This window comes from Candidatus Methylopumilus planktonicus, from assembly GCF_000981505.1.
GTDB classification, from domain to species: Bacteria; Pseudomonadota; Gammaproteobacteria; order Burkholderiales; family Methylophilaceae; genus Methylopumilus; species Methylopumilus planktonicus.
Genome location: NZ_LN827929.1, coordinates 1 through 18,658 on the forward strand (window position 1 = coordinate 1; position 18,658 = coordinate 18,658).

General features: G+C 37.7%; 17 protein-coding genes. 7 read left to right on the forward strand and 10 right to left on the reverse strand.

Annotation, left to right across the window (positions count from 1 at the left end; translation table 11 throughout):
- Nucleotides 1–181: 181 nt before the first annotated feature.
- From dnaA to BN1208_RS00020, 4 genes are all read left to right on the forward strand, one after another.
- On the forward strand, nt 182–1,573 hold the full coding sequence (gene dnaA, locus BN1208_RS00005) for a chromosomal replication initiator protein DnaA (protein WP_046486536.1): 1,392 nt from the start codon (nt 182–184) through the stop codon (nt 1,571–1,573).
- Nucleotides 1,574–1,802: 229 nt separating this feature from the next.
- Nucleotides 1,803–2,903, forward strand: coding sequence for a DNA polymerase III subunit beta (gene dnaN, locus BN1208_RS00010; RefSeq protein ID WP_046486538.1), 1,101 nt, complete (start codon nt 1,803–1,805; stop codon nt 2,901–2,903).
- A 25-nt stretch (nt 2,904–2,928) separates the two neighbouring features.
- Nucleotides 2,929–5,346: a DNA topoisomerase (ATP-hydrolyzing) subunit B gene (gyrB, locus tag BN1208_RS00015; RefSeq protein ID WP_173424741.1), complete on the forward strand. Its 2,418-nt coding sequence runs from the start codon at nt 2,929–2,931 to the stop codon at nt 5,344–5,346.
- A 13-nt stretch (nt 5,347–5,359) separates the two neighbouring features.
- On the forward strand, nt 5,360–6,259 hold the full coding sequence (locus tag BN1208_RS00020; RefSeq protein WP_046486541.1) for a LysR substrate-binding domain-containing protein: 900 nt from the start codon (nt 5,360–5,362) through the stop codon (nt 6,257–6,259).
- 43 nt (nt 6,260–6,302) lie between these two features.
- Here BN1208_RS00020 and BN1208_RS00025 read toward each other — a convergent pair whose 3' ends face one another.
- The 7 genes from BN1208_RS00025 to dsbD form a co-directional block, all read right to left on the reverse strand.
- Complete coding sequence (locus BN1208_RS00025) at nt 6,303–6,620, reverse strand: YgaP family membrane protein (RefSeq protein ID WP_046486543.1); 318 nt, start codon at nt 6,618–6,620, stop codon at nt 6,303–6,305.
- Between the two features lie 51 nt (nt 6,621–6,671).
- On the reverse strand, nt 6,672–7,571 hold the full coding sequence (prmA, locus tag BN1208_RS00030) for a 50S ribosomal protein L11 methyltransferase (RefSeq protein WP_046486545.1): 900 nt from the start codon (nt 7,569–7,571) through the stop codon (nt 6,672–6,674).
- Entirely contained in the window at nt 7,572–8,921 is a 1,350-nt protein-coding gene (gene accC / locus BN1208_RS00035; protein ID WP_046486547.1) for an acetyl-CoA carboxylase biotin carboxylase subunit, read from the reverse strand.
- Between the two features lie 8 nt (nt 8,922–8,929).
- Nucleotides 8,930–9,400, reverse strand: coding sequence for an acetyl-CoA carboxylase biotin carboxyl carrier protein (gene accB, locus BN1208_RS00040; RefSeq protein WP_046486548.1), 471 nt, complete (start codon nt 9,398–9,400; stop codon nt 8,930–8,932).
- Nucleotides 9,401–9,420: 20 nt separating this feature from the next.
- A complete protein-coding gene (gene aroQ / locus BN1208_RS00045) occupies nt 9,421–9,858 on the reverse strand; it encodes a type II 3-dehydroquinate dehydratase (protein WP_046486550.1) in 438 nt (145 codons plus the stop codon).
- An 85-nt stretch (nt 9,859–9,943) separates the two neighbouring features.
- Nucleotides 9,944–10,492 carry a TlpA family protein disulfide reductase gene (locus tag BN1208_RS00050; protein WP_046486552.1) on the reverse strand — a complete coding sequence of 183 codons (549 nt, stop codon included), beginning with the start codon at nt 10,490–10,492 and terminating at the stop codon, nt 9,944–9,946.
- Complete coding sequence (gene dsbD, locus BN1208_RS00055; protein WP_052734584.1) at nt 10,479–12,272, reverse strand: protein-disulfide reductase DsbD; 1,794 nt, start codon at nt 12,270–12,272, stop codon at nt 10,479–10,481. Before dsbD ends, BN1208_RS00050 begins: the two co-directional genes overlap by 14 nt.
- A gap of 144 nt (nt 12,273–12,416) precedes the next feature.
- On the opposite strand from dsbD, the gene BN1208_RS00060 reads away from it, so the two are divergent.
- Both BN1208_RS00060 and BN1208_RS00065 read left to right on the forward strand, forming a co-directional pair.
- Entirely contained in the window at nt 12,417–12,812 is a 396-nt protein-coding gene (locus BN1208_RS00060) for an FxsA family protein (protein ID WP_046486555.1), read from the forward strand.
- On the forward strand, nt 12,812–13,834 hold the full coding sequence (locus BN1208_RS00065; RefSeq protein ID WP_046486563.1) for a CDP-6-deoxy-delta-3,4-glucoseen reductase: 1,023 nt from the start codon (nt 12,812–12,814) through the stop codon (nt 13,832–13,834). Before BN1208_RS00060 ends, BN1208_RS00065 begins: the two co-directional genes overlap by 1 nt.
- Nucleotides 13,835–14,066: 232 nt before the next feature.
- Here BN1208_RS00065 and BN1208_RS00070 read toward each other — a convergent pair whose 3' ends face one another.
- The gene (locus BN1208_RS00070; RefSeq protein WP_046486566.1) at nt 14,067–14,840 is read right to left on the reverse strand and encodes a uroporphyrinogen-III synthase; all 774 of its coding nucleotides are present in this window, start codon (nt 14,838–14,840) and stop codon (nt 14,067–14,069) included.
- Entirely contained in the window at nt 14,837–15,766 is a 930-nt protein-coding gene (gene hemC, locus BN1208_RS00075) for a hydroxymethylbilane synthase (protein WP_046486568.1), read from the reverse strand. The genes BN1208_RS00070 and hemC overlap by 4 nt, the downstream gene beginning before the upstream one ends.
- An 88-nt stretch (nt 15,767–15,854) precedes the next feature.
- On the opposite strand from hemC, the gene argH reads away from it, so the two are divergent.
- Nucleotides 15,855–17,249, forward strand: coding sequence for an argininosuccinate lyase (gene argH, locus BN1208_RS00080; protein ID WP_046486571.1), 1,395 nt, complete (start codon nt 15,855–15,857; stop codon nt 17,247–17,249).
- Between the two features lie 5 nt (nt 17,250–17,254).
- Here argH and BN1208_RS00085 read toward each other — a convergent pair whose 3' ends face one another.
- On the reverse strand, nt 17,255–18,655 hold the full coding sequence (locus BN1208_RS00085) for an efflux transporter outer membrane subunit (protein ID WP_046486573.1): 1,401 nt from the start codon (nt 18,653–18,655) through the stop codon (nt 17,255–17,257).
- Nucleotides 18,656–18,658: the final 3 nt, after the last annotated feature.

Consider the following 18,658-nt stretch of genomic DNA (forward strand, 5'->3'; position numbering starts at 1 on the left):
CAACGATTATTTGTTTAGGAAGTCTTAAAACGCCTGTGGATAACTTTGACAGGTTCAGTTAAGATGACTTCCTTAAAGCAATCATTCCTAAAAGGCATTTTTACACCATTCCGGTTCTCTAAAATGCCAAACCAAGAAGAAATTGTAATTTTAATACTATATATATCGGATTTTGCCGTTAATGGAAAATTTTTGGACTCACTGTCTCGAACGCTTTAAAAAAGAGCTCTCCGCTCAGCAATTTAATACCTGGATTAAGCCGCTTAGGTTCGAGCACGACCAAAATAAAATTAAGATATTAGCCCCCAATAAGTTTGTGCAACAGTGGGTAAAAGATCGCTTTGCACAAAAAATTGAATTGCTAGCCAAAGAACTGCTCCCCGATGTCACCAAAGTAGAATTTGCCATACGCGCTATTAAAGAATCTATATTGCCTAAAAAAGAGGCTATTTTATCAAAGGCTTTAGCCATATCTCCACCAAACAACGTGGCCGAAGCGCCTAGTCAAGAAACAATCAAAAAAAGTGCGGGCGGCACACTTAAAGAAGTCAAGGCGTCTGGCCTCAACCCTCAATTTACATTTGAAAGCTTTGTGACTGGCAAAGCCAATCAATTGGCTTGCGCTGCAGCTATGCAGGTAGCTGAAAATCCAGGCAAAGCATATAACCCACTTTTTATATACGGCGGCGTGGGCTTAGGTAAGACTCACTTAATTCACGCAATTGGCAATCACTTAAAACAAATTCAGCCTGACGCAAAGATAAAGTATCTTCACGCCGAGCGCTACGTATCGGATGTAGTTAAAGCGTATGAAAATAAAGCTTTTGATGCTTTTAAAAAAAATTATCATTCATTAGATTTGCTATTGATTGATGACATTCAGTTTTTTTCAAAGAAAAATCGCACACAAGAAGAATTCTTTTATGCATTCAATGCGCTCATTGAAAATAAGAAACAAATTATTATTACCTGTGATAGCTATCCGAAAGAAATTGAAGGCGTCGATGAACGCTTGAGAACTCGATTTAGTTGGGGGCTTACTGTAGCTATTGAGCCGCCCGAGCTTGAAATGCGCGTAGCTATTCTTCTAAAAAAAGCCGAAGAAAATAAAATGAAAATCTCTGAAGAAGTTGCGTTCTTCATTGCAAAACAAATTCGTTCTAATGTGCGTGAATTAGAAGGTGCACTAAATAGAATATTAGCAATGTCTAATTTTACAAAATCAGCCATTGATATTCAGTTGGCTAAAGATGCGCTGAAAGATTTAATTGCGGTGCGCGGACGTCAAGTGAGTGTTGAGAACATCCAAAAAACCGTGGCAGAATATTTTAAAATTAAAATATCTGACATGTTAAGCAAGAAACGTTCACGTAATTATTCAAAACCAAGACAGCTTGCTATGGCTTTGACAAGAGAGCTTACTAATTTAAGCTTTCCTGAAATTGGTGAGGCTTACGGTGGCCGACACCATACAACTGTTATGCACGCATGTGAAGAGATTGAACAATTGCGTTTAAGTAATCAATCGGTTGCGCAAGACTTAGGAATACTTAAACAAGTACTTAAGGGTTAATTAAACCCTGTGGAATGGCTGTGGATGAATTGTGGGTAAGTAGTGTTTTATTAAAACATGTTCTTTTTGTCCACAATTCATCCACAGGAAATTACAATAGAAATGCATGGTTATTCACAAGATAACTATTTGATTATATTAAGGTTTATAAGGTTATCCATAGAAAACCTCACCATTATTACTATTATTAGATTTATATATTAAAAAACATTAAATAAAGAAGAACGACATGAATATAAAAATTAATCGAGACGCATTACTTAAACCCCTAGCTAATGTTGTAAGTATTGTAGAGCGTAAGCATGCACTTCCCATTCTTTCGAATATTCTAATTCAAGGAAAAGATGGTCAAGTACAACTTACGGCAACAGACTTAGAAATGCAAGTATCTTTAAGTTTTAAAGCAGACCTAAAAGAAGAGATTGCTACAACCATATCTGCAAGAAAATTTTTTGATATCACAAGATCATTACCCGACGATTGTGTGATCGATATTACAATTAAAGATAGTCGCGTTGCAGTAAAAGCTAATAAGAGTCGTTTCGCCATTCAAACATTACCTGCAAAAGATTATCCAGTTATGACAAAGGCCTCAAGCGAAGCTGTAGTTATTACAATTTCTCAAATTCAACTTAAGCGTTTATTAAAGCAAGTTGAGTTTGCAATGGCACAACAAGACATTCGTTATTATTTAAATGGTTTGTTATTTGAAGTGAATGGCAATCAACTTAATATTGTAGGCACTGATGGACACCGCTTAAGTTTTACATCAATTCATTTAGATCAAAATTACAATAAAACAGAAGTGATTCTTCCCAGAAAAACAGTAATTGAATTAATTAAACTTCTTAATGAAACAGAAGAGTTAGTATCGGTTGAGCTTTATAAAGGCCAAGTCAGTTTTAATTTTAATGACATAAAACTCATTTCAAAAGTTATTGATGGTAAGTTCCCAGATTACACACGCGTTGTTCCTGAGGGACATAATAACCAATTCACAATTGATCGATCACAGTTTTTAACTTCTTTGCAGCGCGCATCGATTTTATCAAACGAAAAATATCGCGGCATCCGCTTGATAATTGCAGATAATAATTTAAAGTTAATTAGCACAAACACAGAGCAAGAAGAAGCAGAAGAGGAATTAGAAATCCAATACCAACAAGATCCTATTGATATTGGTTTTAATGTGACATACTTAATTGATGTTCTTACAAACATTCAAGAAGATAAAGTAACACTCGCATTCTTGGATACGAACAGCAGCTGCTTATTTACAATACCGAACAACAACGACTACAAGTATGTAGTCATGCCAATGCGCATTTAATTCAATTTAAGATAAAGAGAAACTCGTGGCTCAAAAGATAGACAATCAAGAATACAACTCAGACAGTATTAAAATCTTAAAGGGATTAGATGCAGTAAGAAAAAGACCAGGTATGTATATTGGTGACACATCTGATGGTAGTGGACTCCATCACATGGTCTTCGAGGTGCTTGATAATGCGATTGATGAGTCTTTAGCAGGTCATTGTGACGACATTAAAATTATTATACATCCAGACAATTCCGTGAGCGTTTCAGATAATGGGCGCGGTATTCCAACAGACATTAAAGACGACGACGAGTTTAAAAGGTCGGCAGCTGAAATTGTAATGACAGAATTACATGCTGGTGGAAAGTTTGATCAAAACTCTTATAAAGTATCTGGCGGTTTACATGGTGTAGGCGTCTCTGTAGTGAACGCACTATCTGAATGGTTGCGCTTAAAAGTTTGTCGTAATGGTAAGGTGTATCAAATGGAATTTAAACGCGGCGAGCGTGTGGCTGCGTTAGCTGAAATGGGCACCACGGATCGTCGCGGAACAGAAGTTCATTTCTTCCCTTCAGCTGAAACATTTACTAATATAGATTTTCATTATGAAATCTTAGCTAAACGCATACGCGAACTATCATTTCTTAATAATGGCGTCAAAATGGAATTGATAGATCAAAGAAATAACAAGTCAGAAAACTTCGCATATTCCGGTGGCGTGCAAGGTTTTGTGGAATACATGAATCGATCTAAATCCGTGCTTCATAAAAAACCCTTCTACGCGGTTGGCGAAAAAGAAGGCATCATCGTTGAAGTGTCGATGCAATGGAATGATTCATATGGGGAAAATGTTCAATGCTTTACAAATAACATTCCTCAACGAGACGGGGGCACGCACTTAACAGGTCTTCGCACCGCGATGACAAGAACACTCAATAATTTTATTGAACAAAACGACCTCGCTAAAAAAGCAAAAGTAGAAACAACTGGTGACGACATGCGAGAAGGCCTCACTTGTATTCTTTCAGTGAAAGTGCCAGAACCTAAATTTTCTTCACAAACAAAAGATAAGCTGGTTTCAAGCGAAGTACAGCCAGTAGCGTCTGATGTGGTTGCTTCAAAGCTCGCTGACTTCTTGGCAGAAAATCCTGCGGACGCAAAAGTTATTTGCAATAAAATTATTGATGCAGCGCGCGCAAGAGAGGCAGCACGTAAAGCACGTGATATGACAAGACGCAAAGGCGTTATGGATTCGATGGGCCTTCCAGGCAAATTGGCAGATTGCCAAGAAAAAGATCCATCATTGTGCGAAATTTACTTAGTCGAGGGCGATTCTGCAGGAGGCTCAGCAAAACAAGGCCGTGATCGGAAAAATCAAGCGATCCTTCCATTAAAAGGAAAAATTCTAAATGTGGAGAAAGCGCGCTTTGATAAATTATTATCTTCACAAGAAATTGCAACCTTAATTACTGCCTTAGGGACTGGAATTGGCAAGGATGATTTTAATGTTGAAAAGCTCCGCTACCATCGCATTATTATTATGACTGATGCTGACGTTGACGGCGCCCACATTCGTACTTTGCTATTAACATTCTTCTATCGTCAAATGCCAGAGCTTGTAGAGCGAGGACATATTTATATAGCACAGCCCCCTCTTTTTAAAGTGAAACAAGGTAAGCACGAGCAATATCTCAAAGACGAACAAGAACTTGATCAATACTTACTTGAATCAGCCATAAAAGATGCAACCTTGCTTACTAAAAAAGGCGGTAGTAGTCTTACAGGCGATCCGTTAGGGGAAATTGCAAGACAAATGGTATTAACGGAGGCGGTCATTCGTCGTATTGCACCTCATTATGACGAAGCGGTATTGCGCGCAATTCTTCATGTAGGTGCTATAGACTTAACAAGCGAGACTAAGGTTGAAAATGTTGCAAAAGCGATAAGAGAGCGTCTCATTAATAAGAGCACAGAAAAATCAGAAGTAATTGTGTCGCTTGATGAAGAAACTAAAACTTATAAGTTAGCCGTTCATAAATTTGTTCATGGCAATTTAGAAAGCTGTGTTATTGACGCATTATTCTTGTCGAGTGGCGATTACCACCAAATATTAAAAACATCACAAATGCTAGATGGTCTTGTGGGTGCGGGTGCTGAAATTCAGCGAGGAGAAAAATCAGAATCCATTTCTAATTTTAAAGAAGCACTGGACTGGTTGTTGGGAGAAGCAAAACACAATTTAAATATTCAGCGCTATAAAGGTTTGGGTGAAATGAATCCAGAACAGCTTTGGGAAACAACGATGGATCCTAGCGTGCGCCGATTACTTAAAGTACAAATTGATGATGCTATTTCAGCTGATGAAATATTCTCAACGCTCATGGGAGATCAGGTAGAGCCGAGACGTGCATTTATTGAAAATAATGCATTAGGAGCAAGCAATCTCGATATTTAGTTTTGATTAATTTATGACGCTAAGCGAATTAAGATTTGTAGTGGCCGTGGCTAAAGAGAAAAATTTTCGACGTGCCGCAAATAAATGTTTTGTGAGTCAACCCGCTTTAAGTTTAGCAATTAAAAAACTAGAAGAAGAACTGAATGTTTCTTTATTCGAGAGAAATCGCACCGAAGTTACTATTACTGAAATTGGCGAAAAAATTGTTGAGCAAGCCAATATTATTCTAGAGCAAGTTGAAAAGATAAAATCATTTGCCAAATCTGGCGGTGACCCCTTAGACGGATTAATAAAAGTTGGCATGATTCATTCGGTCGGCCCTTACTTGTTGCCGCAAATTATTCCTATCCTAAGAAAAATCGCTCCAAAAATGCCGCTAGAGGTTGAGGAAAATATTACCGCGAGTCTCGAGCTACAATTGAAAAATGGACAAATTGACGCAGCGATTGTGGCATTGCCATTTAATATTCCGGGTATACATGTTCTGCCGCTTTATAAAGAAGAATTTGTTGTGGCTGTGCCGAATAACCATCCTTGGGCAACACGTAAAAATATTCATCCAAAAGAATTAAGCGACGAAAAAGTATTACTTTTAAATAGTGGACATTGCTTTAGTTTGCAAGTGATTGAGTCATGCCCAGATTTATCTAAAAAAGGTGAGGTGCTCCAAGGAAATTCACTTGAAACGATTCGTAATATGGTGGCATCGAACTTAGGGATTACTGTGTTGCCAAAAAGTGCAACCTCAGACCGCTATCAAAACTATTTAATAAAAGTAATTCCTTTTATTAAGCCTGTGCCTTCGAGAACAATTGCAATTGCTTATCGAAAAAGTTTTGTACGAATGAAAGCCGTAGAAAAAATCTCAGAGGCAGTACGATTGATTAAAACAGATACGATTGAAATGATATAAGAAGCGTTATTTATATGTAACGCTTCTTAACATGGATAAGCGATTAACGAGCCGCGCGTCTTCTTTTTGGAGCCGCTTTACGTTTAGCTGGTTTTTTTGCAGCAACTTTACGAGCTGGTTTACGTCTAGCAGCTGGTTTTTTTGCAGCAGGTGATCTTGCGGGAGCTTTCTTAGCACCAAGACCTAAAACAGATTTGATTGGACATGAAGCTAAAACACCAGTGCCTAATAACACAACACCAACGACTTCATCAACAATACCATATTCAAAAACAGAGTAACCACCAATTGCTTGACCTAATATAGCAGCGCCAAGAGCAATACGAACTACTCTTTCTAAACCTTTAACATTCGTTTTCATTTACTATCCTTTTTATTAAGAGGAGTTTGCATCATAAACGAATTAAAAAATTTAGGAAATACTTTTTTTGGTGCCTGACAGCAAAATCCAGCCTTCGCGTTCAATTGGTTTGTTTAAATCAAACCATGTACTATATATTTCAGTCAGCATCACGATTTGTTCTTTCAATATGCCAGATAATGCAATTTTCCCATGAGGCTTACAAGCCTTTGCTATGAGGGGTGCCAGGACGGATAGCGCGCTTGACAAAATATTTGCAACCACTATATCGGCTTCAAAAGTGAGTGGTAATTCCGAATTATAAAACTGAACATCGACATGATTTTCTTTTGCATTATGTATGCTTGCAATAATGGCTTGTGGATCAATATCAACACCTATGACTTGTTTTGCACCACATTTTTTTGCTGCAATAGACAAAATACCTGACCCACATCCGTAATCTAAAACGTGATCATTAATATTCACTTCTTTAATAAGCCACTCTAAACATAAATGTGTTGTGGGGTGACTTCCTGTTCCAAATGCTAGTCCAGGGTCTAAAATAATATTGATGGCATCAGGATTGGGTGAAGTATGCCAGCTTGGAACGATCCAAAGCCTGTCAAAAATGTTGATGGGTTCAAATTGTGATTGAGTCAAAGCAACCCAATTTTGTTCTTCCACAGTATCAAGCGTGTAATCAATATGAGGTAAACCAGTAATAGTTTTCAGTTCATTGATGATGGTGTCAATAGATACGGCCGCATCAAAAAGAGATTCAACTGTATTGTGTTGCCATATTGTATTGCTTGGAATGTTGGGCTCACCAAAAAGCGCTTCTTCATTTTCGCTATTAAGATAAGAGTCTTCGATAGCGCAGGAAAGTGCGCCGAGTTCGATTAAAGCATCACTCATGATATGTGCATAGTCTGCACTTGCTCGGATTTTAAGATTAATCCAAGCGGCCATTTATTTTTTTTGTATGCCGAGTTTTTTTTCTAAATAATGAATGCTGACACCACCATTATTAAATGCAAGATCAGCCATGAGGTCGTTGTGTAACGGAATATTTGTTTTAATGCCTTCGACTACCATTTCAGATAAAGCAACGCGCATTCGCGCAATAGCTTGATCGCGTGTGTCACCATAAGTAATTAACTTACCAATCATGGAGTCATAATTCGAAGGCACGGTGTAACCTGCGTAGGTATGAGTATCTACTCGAACGCCTGGGCCTCCAGGCATATGAAACGTAGTGACTTTTCCAGGCGACGGTAAAAAGGTATAAGGATCTTCCGCATTAATTCGACATTCAATTGCATGCCCTTTAAAGACAATATCTTTTTGTTTAAAAGGTAATTTTTCACCGCAAGCAATCTTGATTTGTTGTTGAACAATATCAATACCAGTTATAAATTCTGTAACAGGATGTTCAACTTGTAATCGTGTATTCATTTCAATGAAATAAAATTCATTGTTTTCATATAAGAACTCGAAAGTACCCGCGCCACGATAATTAATTTTTCGGCATGCTTCCGCGCAACGCTCACCAATTTTTTCACGAATTTTTTGTGATAAACCAGGTGCCGGCGCTTCCTCAATAATTTTTTGATGACGACGCTGAAGAGAGCAATCGCGCTCACCGAGATATACAGCATTACCATGCTCATCAGAAAGTATCTGAAATTCAACATGGCGAGGTTTTTCTAAATACTTTTCCATATATACAACGGGGTTGCCAAAAGCAGATTGTGCTTCCTGTTTGGTCATATTGACTGAAGTAATTAAAGCAGCCTCAGTGTGCACTACGCGCATGCCTCTCCCACCACCACCACCAGCAGCCTTAATAATAATGGGGTAACCAATTTTTTTAGCAATAGCAATGATTTCTTTGGGCTCATCAGGAAGCGCACCTTCAGATCCTGGAACACAGGGTACCCCCGCTTCTTTCATGGCGTGTTTTGCGCTAACCTTGTCGCCCATGAGGCGAATCGTTTCTGGACGGGGACCTATAAATACAAAACCACTCTGTTGAACGCGCTCAGCAAAATCTGCATTCTCCGACAAAAAGCCATAGCCAGGGTGAACGGCCTCTGCATCTGTAACTTCTGCAGCGCTAATGACAGCTGGGATATTTAAATAACTTTGTGTGGAGGGCGCCGGCCCAATACATACTGACTCATCAGACAGTTTGACATATTTTGCATCGCGGTCTGCTTCAGAATGGACGGTAACTGTTTTAATGCCAAGCTCGCGACATGCACGCAAAATTCTAAGTGCTATTTCGCCGCGATTAGCGATCAGTATTTTTTCAAACATAAAATAAGTTAGCCAATAATAAAGAGAGTTTCGCCGTACTCAACGGGCTGGCCATTTTCAACCAAGATCTTCTTAATCGTGCCAGTAGCGTCAGCTTCAATTTCATTGAGTAATTTCATAGCTTCAATGATACAAAGAGTGTCACCTTTAGTGACTTTGGAGCCTACATCGACAAAAACTTTAGCATCAGGCGACGGTGAACGATAGAACGTTCCCACCATAGGTGAATTTACTGCATGGCCATCTATTTTTTCTGCAATAGGTTTAGTTTCTGAAGTCGCTCCCCCGTCTGATGGAGCGGCCATTTGGGGCTGATGCCCCATTTGCTGAGGTGCTTGTATATAGTGTGTCATAGGTGCCGCTTGATTCATAAGTTGCCGGCTGATTTTTACTTTCTCTTCACCTTCGGTGAGTTCAAGTTCGGCGATACCAGACTCTTCTACTAAATCGATTAATTTTTTAAGTTTGCGTAAATCCATGATGGCCTCTTTTTAAAACTTTAAGCGTTAATTGCAAAATTAAGGGCTGCTATATAACCATCCGCACCTAGGCCGCTAATCACCGCGACTGCGATATCAGAAAAATAGGAGTGATGCCTAAAAGGCTCCCTTGCATATACATTCGATAAATGAACTTCAATAAATGGCACTTTGACGGCTGAGAGCGCATCACGCATTGCAACAGATGTGTGGGTATAAGCTGCCGGGTTAATAATTAGGAAATCAACTTTGTCATTACTAAGCGACTGGATTTTGTTTACCAAGTCTCCTTCGCTATTGCTTTGCATGGTTTCAAGCTTAATAGACTTCGCTGATGCTATGGTTTTTAACGCTTGATCGATGTCTTCTAGGGTCTGTTTACCATAGTGCTGTGGCTCACGCTCACCAAGAAGGTTTAGGTTAGGCCCGTGCAAAACTAAGATCGATTTTGTTGCCATGTGTTACGTTTTTCTTGAATCTATGGAAGTTAATTTTGCCGAAAATAAGGTTTTTTGTCTACAAATTAGACGAAATTAAGGAAAATTAAAGGCTTTTAGAGGGTTGCAATAAAGGCTTGAGTATGGCATCCAATTGGTCTTTATGTACGCGACCGAGAATCGTTTTCTGGATGTTACCATCTGAACTGATGATTACAGTATAAGGCAAAATACCCTCATTGTTCCCTAAATTTTTACTCAAAATCACCCCTTGATCTTCATCTACAAATATAGGGTACGCTACCTTTGTTTTTTGAAGGAAAGATTTCACGGCCTTTTCCTCATCAATTGCAATACCAACTACTACAAGGTTTTTGGATTTATTCTCAGCATAGAGTTGGGATAATTCAGGCATTTCTTCACGACAAGGCTCGCACCAAGTTGCCCAAAAATTAAGCACAATAGTTTTATCCTGAAATTGTTTGAGGCTTTGAGGCTTGCCATCAGGGTCATTCATTATGGATGAATATAGGGGGGCAGTCGAAGGAGCGTTTTTCTCAGACGGCATTAAAAAAATGCGAGAAAAAGAAAAACCTAAAAAAATAATAGCAACCAAATAGATGGCTAAATGAAGTTTGGTTTTATTGATTTTCATGTTGGAGCGTTTTAAGGTGGTCTAGCATTTGAGATGCGTTCTTATAACCTACAATTCTATAAGTACGCATTTCGTTATGCTGCTTATCAAAAAATAAGATGGCTGGCGGCCCGTAAAGATTGAAATGTTTTAAGAGGGCTTTATGGTTAGCATTATTTTTAGTGACGTCAACTTGAAGCAAGCTATATTCTTTGAGACGCTCTTTGACTTTTGAATTACTAAAAGTAAGTTTTTCGTATTCTTTACAAGATACACACCAGTCCGCATAAAAATCGAGCATGATCATTTTGTTATCGCGCTGATTAAGTTCGCGAGATAAATCATCGAGACTTTGAATTTGCTTAAAAGGCAAAACAGAAACGTGATTAGGCTTCGTGGCACTAGGAATGTTTTCATTATCTGAGACATTTATTTTTTGAAGAGTTAGGCCAAAAAGTAAAATGGAAGCAAGGAGCGTTACAAAAGCTAACACATGAACCCAAGACATCGCTTTATATTTAAAGCGACGAGCTGCAAAAAATAAATATATAGAGAGTGCGAGTAATAAAGCACTGTAAGCAATCTGATCAAAATGTTCAGGGAATAGTGGACTCATAATAAAAAGGCCCATGGCAATTAAGATAAAGCCAATCAGCTCTTTAACAATAATCATCCAATGGCCGCGCTTTGGTAGCCATTGATCAGAAAAAATACCAATGAGAAGAAGCGGTATGCTCATGCCAATAGACAGTGTAAATAAAGCTAAGCCACCCAAGATAAAATCTTGTGATTGATTGATATAAATGATTGCTCCTGCAAGGGGAGGGGCGATGCAAGGACTTAATACAAGAGATGAAATCATACCGATAATAAAAACATTAAAATATCTCCCCCCCTCTACGCGAAGGATAGATGTTGCAATGAAATTTTCAACGAAGTGAGGTAATTTGAGAGCATATAAATCAAACATAGAAAGAGCTAAAAGAATAAAAACAATGCCGAGGATAATCATGAGCAAGGGACTTTGAATGCTTGATGAAATTAAATTACCTGATAATCCTGCAAAAATACCTATCAAGGTGTAAGTAAAAGAAACGCCACCCACATAACTCAAGGACAGAAAAAAATCTTTTAAGCGTGTTTGATGAGAGGGGCGCTTATGTGATGCAAAAATAATACTTGATAAAATAGGAATCATGGGAAGCACACAGGGCGTTAAAGAAAGCAAAAGCCCTGCAATAAAGAATCCCAATAAGATAAGACCAATGTGTTGTGACTGAAGTAAAAATTGCATCGTATCAACTTCAGAATTAGAGCTGACCGCGTTTAAGTTTTTGTTTTGAATGTTATCGAATTTAAATGCTTTTGTAATGGGAGCATAACAAAGACCTTTTTGGCTGCATCCTTGATAAGTCAGGCTTATCTCTTTTGGTGGATGAGTTGGGTCATATGGAATAGATACATCTAAAGTGTCATGGTAAATTTCTGTTTTTCCGAAGTGTGGGTCTGTTTTAATTTCAGCTGTGGGCAAAAGCATTTGTTTTTGAACAATATGATCAAATTCAACTCTCAATTTATTACGATAAAGATAATAGTCTTTAGCAATAAAAAAGGCCGCCTCGATAGATTGAGGATTTTTCTTAATTGTTAATTGAAAAGCTTCGTCAGGCGGTAAGAATGCATTTTTATCTTTTAAGATTAAAGAGTCATTAGCATTTGCGCTGTTGATGAGTAAGCCGATAAAAAATAAACCAAATAAGATGGTTATTTTTTTTGATAAAGAAAAAATACGGCTAAACATGAATAACGGCCTTCAATTAATAAGAAATAAGTAGATTGGAGTTAATTTGTCACAAAATCGTTCCTTAAGTATTATTCAAACAAGCTCTTAAGCACAACGATCATTTATTACATATAATTCTAACTAGATTCATAGAATAACCCAATGCGATTACTTTTTACTATTCTTTTATTGTCCTTCCCAGTCATTGAGATATGGGGCATTTTTAAATTAAGCACTCTTTATGGCTGGTGGTTTTTTCTTTATATGGTTTTAGTCAGTTATCTTGGTTGGCGGTTAATTAAAGAAGAAAAACAATTAGTTTTTGCAAAGTTTATGGGAGCAATGGGCCAAGGTGGCAACCCAATTAAAGTCATGATTGGAAGTGCTCGTAATTTATTTGTAGGTCTCTTATTTATTATTCCCGGCGTAATTACAGATCTCTTTGCAGTCATATTGTTGCTTATTCCTATTAAAAATAACGCTTCTCAAAATATTAATCCATCAGAAGAAGATGTGATCGAGGGCGAGTATCGTCGCGATGATGAGCTTTTAAAATAATGAGTTACACCATAAAACTTTTACCAAGTGGCCATGTCTTTCAAGCTAAAGGAAGTCAAACCATTGTAGAGGCCGCCATAGATGAAGGGATTCATCTACCTTATGGTTGTCGTAATGGAGCATGCGGCGCATGCAAAGGTAAAGTGGTTGAAGGAAAAGTACATTTAGAAGATTATCAATCATCTGTGATTTCAGAAGATGAAATTAAAAATGGTATGACATTATTTTGTAGAGCCATCGCTTTAGAAAATTTAACCATCGAAATAAAGGAATTAGCGATTAACAATAATATTAGACCTAAAATTTTTCCGGTACGCGTTGAATCATTAGAGGCTCTTACACATGATGTGATGCTTATGAAGTTAAAGCTGCCGAGTACAGACAAACTTCAATTTGTGGCTGGCCAATATTTAGAATTTTTACTCAAAGATGGGAAAAGACGCGCTTTTTCTATTGCGAGTCCTTCTCACGAGTCTTCCTTGCTTGAAATTCACCTAAGACTGATCCCAGGTGGCGAATTTACAGAATATGTATTTAAAGAAATGAAAGAAAAATCTATTCTTCGTGTAGAAGGACCTTTCGGGAATTTTTACTTACGCGAACATTCTGAAAAAACTATTATTTTTGTAGCTGGCGGAACGGGCTTTGCACCGATTAAGGGCATGATCGAAGAGTCTATTCAAAAAGGCATGCAGAGACCCATCAAGCTTTATCGTGGTGCTCGCGTGCTGGAAGATTTATATATGGATTCATTATGCAAAAAATGGGCAAATGAATTTTCGCATATTGAATACATTCCTGTATTGTCTGAATCGCTTGAAGAAGATGCTTGGCATGGCCGCAATGGACTAGTGCATGAAGCTGTATTAAAAGATTTTGTAAATTTTAATGACTACCAATTGTATTGTTGTGGCGCTCCTCAGATGGTAGAGGTTGCACATAAGGCATTTATTAAAGCAGGGCTACCAGAGGATGAGTTTTATTCGGATGCTTTTACGTTTGCAGCACCCGTAAAAAAATAAACAGGCATAAAAAAGGCGCTAAAAGCGCCTTTTTCTTTAGTACTGAATAAGCAAATTACTTAGCAGCTTTAGCATCAGCAGCTGGTTTAGCAGCCTCAGCAGCAAATGCATTTAATGAAAGCAGGAAAAGTTCCTTGAAGCCGAAAGGACTTGCGAATTAAGTAATGTTTAATTAAAACGAGTTTGCAATAGTGAAAAAAAACTCTTAAAAGAGAACGCGAGAAATCTAAAATTAGTGATCGATTGTCTCTAAGAGCTTTTTCATCATAGATTGATCAGAAGGCTCGTCCGATGAAAAAGTCATAAAAGACTCCCTCTCAAGAACATTTACCATTCTCGGATGATTGACTATAAAAAGTACGTCCTTTAAAAAACTCATATCTTTTAAGCGATTTAAACGAATAAACTCCTTACATGCCTCAGAGCTTGTAATAAGAATTGCTGAAATATGAATTTTTTCAGAGAAAGTTTTAAGTAAATCTAAATTGGTTTGCGGAAACGTGCGGGTATAACATTCTGCGTAAGTAACTTCAGCGCCACGCGCTCTTAATGTTTCAGCTAAAGTTTCTCGGCCACCCTCGCCTCTGAAGATCACAATTTTTTTATTCTTAATATCATTCATTTCTTCGGTAGCAAGTAAACCCTCGCTATCGAAGTTTTCATCTGGTATGAGTACATGATTTACATCAAATAATTTCAATGCTTTTTGAGTGGAGGGGCCAATAGCTGCAAACTTTGTCGATTCGGGTAATATATGAAAAGCATGTTTGACTGCTGGCATACCAAATTGCACCGCATTAGAACTAATAAAAATAGCCCAATCATAATCATTCAATTTTAAAACGATATTTTGGAAAGTTTCGTTTTGACTTTTTGATTGAATTTCAAGCAAAGGAAATTCGATAGGATGCCCTTGATGATCATTGACCAAGGCTTTGATCTCTCCAGTTTGATGAGAAGGGCGAGTAATGACAATACCGGTTTGATGGAGTTCTTTTTTACTCATATAACAAGACTCGCTAAAATTTTATCGGCACCCTGATCAAGAAGTTGCTTCGCAAGCTTTTCGCCAAGTTTTTCAGCATCTTCAATAGAGCCTTCAATTCTATCTTTAATCATTTCTTTTCCATCTATGGTAGCTACAAAACCTTGAAGCTTGAGTATTTTATTTTCAATAATTGCATGGGCACCCAATGGAACATTGCAACTGCCACCCAATGTTCTACTCATAGCTCTTTCGGCTAAAACGCAGTAAGCCGACTCTTGATGATGCAGAGGCTTTAATAGCTCGACAAGATCCGAACGCACTTTTAATATCTCAATAGCAAGTGCGCCTTGCCCGACAGCAGGAATTGAATTTTCAGGGGACATGTACTGTCGAATACGTGTTTTTAATTTCAGCCGAATGAGCCCCGCCGCCGCCAATATAATGCCGTGATATTGTTTTTTATCGAGCTTTCTCAAGCGAGTTTGTAAATTTCCTCTCAATGGCTCAATCACGAGCTCAGGGAACCGACGTTGTAATTGACTTTGTCGACGAAGACTTGAGGTGCCAACAATACTTCCCGGTGGCAACATTTCGAGTGCCCCAAAATCATTAGAAATAAATGCATCTCTTGCATCTTCTCGTTTACCAATAGCGGCAATCATAAACTCTTCACTCAAATGCATGGGTAAGTCTTTAAGCGAATGCACTGCAATATCAGCCTCTTTATTTTGTAATGCGACTTCTAGTTCTTTGATAAAAAGACCTTTACCGCCAATCTTAGAGAGAGATTTATTAAGTGTTTTATCGCCTTGAGTCGTCATGCCAAGAATAGTAACTTCTAATCTTGGATAAAAAGATAAAAGTTCTGACTTAATATATTCGGCTTGCCATATTGCAAGGTCACTTTCGCGCGTCGCGATGGTTATGTGTGTAGGATAGGTCATATTTGAATTTAAAACGAATGTGTCATTTTATCATAAGCTATGGCATTGAAAATTTAGAAAATCATAAGCTTTAGCATATACTTTCATAATGGCTAAAAAAGATATGAAAAAAGCGAATTGGTCAGGCAGATTTAATGAGCCTGTGACTGAACTCGTCAAAAGATTTACAGCTTCTATTGTGTTTGATCACAAACTAGGTCTCCATGATATTGAAGGCTCGCTGGCTCATGCTGAAATGCTGGCCGCACAAAAAATTATCACTCAAAAAGATTTAAAAGCTATTCAAAGCGGATTACAAAGCATTCAAAAAGAAATTTTAGCTGGCAGCTTCAAATGGTCTATAGATTTAGAAGACGTACATTTGAATATTGAAAAAAGATTGACTGATAAAATCGGTGAAGCCGGTAAGAAATTACATACAGGAAGATCCAGAAATGACCAAGTCGCAACTGATTTGAGGTTATGGTTAAGAGCAACCATAGATGAAACGATCCAAAAAATTAAAACACTTCAGTTATCCGTTGTTCAGTTAGCAGATAAGCATCAAAAAACAGTTATGCCTGGATTCACTCATCTCCAAATCGCACAGCCTGTAACCTTTGGCCATCACTTGATGGCTTATTATGAAATGTTACAAAGAGATTTGACAAGATTTGAAGACGCAAGAAAAAGAATGAATCAATTACCCTTAGGATCAGCAGCCCTTGCTGGCACAAGCTATCCTATCGATAGAAATAAGGTTGCTAAAAAACTTAAATTTGACGGTTTGTGCGAGAACTCAATAGATGCAGTTTCAGACAGAGATTTTGCAATTGAATTTACTTTTGTAGCATCTTTACTCATGACCCATTTATCAAGATTTTCAGAAGAGCTCATCATGTGGTCGAGCCCTATGTTTGGATTTGTTGAAATTGCTGATAGATTTTGTACTGGTTCATCCATCATGCCGCAGAAAAAAAATCCAGATGTACCTGAATTGGTGAGAGGAAAAACAGGAAGAGTCACAGGCCATTTAATGAGCCTTCTTATGCTTATGAAAGCGCAACCACTTGCCTATAATAAAGACAACCAAGAAGATAAAGAGCCTCTTTTTGATACTGCAAATACTATTTTAGATGTACTCACCATTTATGCAGACATGCTTAAAAGCATTTCGGTGAATGAAAAAAATATGAAAGAAGCTGCTTTAAAAGGTTATGCAACTGCAACAGATTTGGCCGATTATCTTGTGATCAAGGGTGTGGCATTTAGAGATGCGCATGAGGTTGTTGCAAAAGCCGTAAATGCAGCTATTAAAAAGAAATGTGATTTATCAGAACTCAAGATAGATGAATTGAAAAAATTTAGTAAAGTGATTTCAAGCGATGTGTATAGCTATCTTACCCTCGAGGGCTCAATTAAATCGAGAAATCACATTGGCGGCACATCTTTTGAGCAAGTCAAAAAATCGATTGAAAAAGCTAAAAAAAGATTAAAACAATAATAGTTTTAACTATTTTCTGATTTTACAGACCAACCCCCACCTAAAGATTTAAATAATTCAACGCTCGCAATTAATCTTAACTGCCTTTTTTGAATATAAGCAATCGACGCATCATTGTATACACGCTGAGCATCAAGATATTCCAGATAACTTGAATAACCGGATTTGTATCGGTTCGATGCAATATCCATAGCCTTCTTCGCCGCATCTTGTGTGAGTTTTAAATCATTTTCTTGCTCGGTATATTCTTTTAAAGATACAAGTGCATTATTTACTTCTTTAAAAGCATTTTGTATAGAAGACTCATAATAGCTAAGCGCTTGTTTTTGTTTGGCTGTTGCTTGGCTAACTTTCGCTTGAGCTCTTCCCGAATCAAAAATTGGTAGTGTCAAGCCTAAACCTATTCCCCATATATCTGAACCAGTTTTATTAACATTTTTTAATTCAGCACTCTCTCTTCCAAAATTTGCCGTAAGAATAATATTTGGAAAAAGTGCCGCTTTAGCCACACCAATATTGGCATTCGCTGCAATCATTATTTGTTCAGCTTCTTTAATGTCTGGTCTTGATTCTAAAAGCGATGAGGGGATATTAGCCGGAGGTATTGGAGGCGTGATCAAAGTGTCCAATCTATTTTCAGGAATATTTAAATTCATATCGCCTGACAAAAGAATAAGTTGATTAGAAATGACTTCACGTTGACGAATAAGATCACTGAGTTGAGCAGATAGATTATTAAAAGCTGCTTCTGCTTGATGAAGATCGAGCGCTGATATAAGACCGCTCTCTAAGCGCTTTTTAGTGAGCTCTAGATTTTCTTTACGATATTCAACATTATCTTTTAAAGCCAATATTTGTGAATCGATGCTTCGCAATAATAAGTAATTACTTGCAAGAGTGCTTTGTAAACTTAATACCACAGTGTCTTTTGAATATTGAGATGAAATATATTCTGCACGAGCTGATTCTTTTGCTCGACGTAATCTTCCCCAAAAATCTAGCTCAAATGATGTGCCGAGTTGAATATTGAAATTTTTACGAAAAGGTTTTACAAAATTTGAGGGGACAATACCAGTTTCAGTGGCTTTAGTACGACTGCCTTGAGACGTTAAATCCACCGAGGGTATCAAAGCCGCTCCTATTTGTTTTAGGTATGCATCAGCTTCTTCCAGGCGCGCAATCGCAGCATTTATATCTATATTTTTAATTAATGCTTTGTCCATTAACTCATCAAGCGCTGGGTCCTGATAAAGCTTCCACCAATTATTTAAATCCGCAACTACATTGTCTTTATTAATTTCCTGGCGATAAGCGTTGGGTAAATTAATTTCTGGGCGCTTGTAGTCAGGCCCAACTAGAGTGCAACTTGCAACCAAAATTAGCGATATTAAAAATATGATTTTCATATT

Bases quoted from the DNA above. Each gene is read 5' to 3' on its own strand.
- dnaA (WP_046486536.1), top strand. From the start codon at position 182: ATGGAAAATTTTTGGACTCACTGTCTCGAACGCTTTAAAAAAGAGCTC.
- dnaN (WP_046486538.1), top strand. From the start codon at position 1,803: ATGAATATAAAAATTAATCGAGACGCATTACTTAAACCCCTAGCTAAT.
- BN1208_RS00020 (WP_046486541.1), top strand. From the start codon at position 5,360: ATGACGCTAAGCGAATTAAGATTTGTAGTGGCCGTGGCTAAAGAGAAA.
- BN1208_RS00025 (WP_046486543.1), bottom strand. From the start codon at position 6,620: ATGAAAACGAATGTTAAAGGTTTAGAAAGAGTAGTTCGTATTGCTCTT.
- prmA (WP_046486545.1), bottom strand. From the start codon at position 7,571: ATGGCCGCTTGGATTAATCTTAAAATCCGAGCAAGTGCAGACTATGCA.
- accC (WP_046486547.1), bottom strand. From the start codon at position 8,921: ATGTTTGAAAAAATACTGATCGCTAATCGCGGCGAAATAGCACTTAGA.
- accB (WP_046486548.1), bottom strand. From the start codon at position 9,400: ATGGATTTACGCAAACTTAAAAAATTAATCGATTTAGTAGAAGAGTCT.
- aroQ (WP_046486550.1), bottom strand. From the start codon at position 9,858: ATGGCAACAAAATCGATCTTAGTTTTGCACGGGCCTAACCTAAACCTT.
- BN1208_RS00050 (WP_046486552.1), bottom strand. From the start codon at position 10,492: ATGAAAATCAATAAAACCAAACTTCATTTAGCCATCTATTTGGTTGCT.
- dsbD (WP_052734584.1), bottom strand. From the start codon at position 12,272: ATGTTTAGCCGTATTTTTTCTTTATCAAAAAAAATAACCATCTTATTT.
- BN1208_RS00060 (WP_046486555.1), top strand. From the start codon at position 12,417: ATGCGATTACTTTTTACTATTCTTTTATTGTCCTTCCCAGTCATTGAG.
- BN1208_RS00065 (WP_046486563.1), top strand. From the start codon at position 12,812: ATGAGTTACACCATAAAACTTTTACCAAGTGGCCATGTCTTTCAAGCT.
- BN1208_RS00070 (WP_046486566.1), bottom strand. From the start codon at position 14,840: ATGAGTAAAAAAGAACTCCATCAAACCGGTATTGTCATTACTCGCCCT.
- hemC (WP_046486568.1), bottom strand. From the start codon at position 15,766: ATGACCTATCCTACACACATAACCATCGCGACGCGCGAAAGTGACCTT.
- argH (WP_046486571.1), top strand. From the start codon at position 15,855: ATGGCTAAAAAAGATATGAAAAAAGCGAATTGGTCAGGCAGATTTAAT.
- BN1208_RS00085 (WP_046486573.1), bottom strand. From the start codon at position 18,655: ATGAAAATCATATTTTTAATATCGCTAATTTTGGTTGCAAGTTGCACT.